This window comes from Microbacterium maritypicum MF109 (genome assembly GCF_000455825.1).
Lineage (GTDB): Bacteria > Actinomycetota > Actinomycetes > Actinomycetales > Microbacteriaceae > Microbacterium > Microbacterium maritypicum_A.
This window is the reverse complement of record NZ_ATAO01000056.1, coordinates 1-513: the sequence shown is the minus strand read 5'-3', so window position 1 is coordinate 513 and position 513 is coordinate 1. Positions and strand designations below refer to the sequence as shown.

Genomic DNA, 513 nt, shown 5'->3' with positions numbered 1-513 from the left:
CGACGACGCGTGGCTGAACGCGGCGTGTGCGCCACTGTCGGTGCCGAAGACCGCTCTCACCGCCGGCGTCGCCACCACGGTCCCGGTCACGATCACGAATCAGGAGGCGGCCGCGCTCAGCGGCGCCGTGACCTTCCACACCGCCACCGGATGGACCGCGACCACCGCGCAGATCACCGGTCTCGCACCGGGAGCGAGCGTCACCGTGAACGTGCAGGTGACCGCTCCCCAGGGCGCCGCGGGTGACCAGCGCCTGCAGGCCGCCTTCACCGCCGCTGACGGGCGCCTCAGCCAGACCACCGCGACGCTCGCCCTGCCGCAGTCGTCGGTGCTCGGAGCGACGCTCACCGCGACGAACACCTCGGCCCCGCGAAACGTCGTGACGAATCCGTACACCGTGGGGGAGCAGCTGAGCTTCCAGGTGCGGGTCGTGAGCACGGCGGGCGGCAACACGATCGTGACCCCGGCGGCGAACACCTTCACCACCGGCTTCGCCCCCACCGCCTGCCGGTG

The 513-nt window shown here is 72.3% G+C and carries 1 protein-coding gene; it reads left to right on the top strand.

What is annotated here, in order from left to right:
* Positions 1-40 precede the first annotated feature (40 nt).
* Positions 41-513 (top strand): NEW3 domain-containing protein (locus tag L687_RS0120880; RefSeq protein WP_235045209.1); only part of this gene is annotated, 473 nt, incomplete at its 3' end.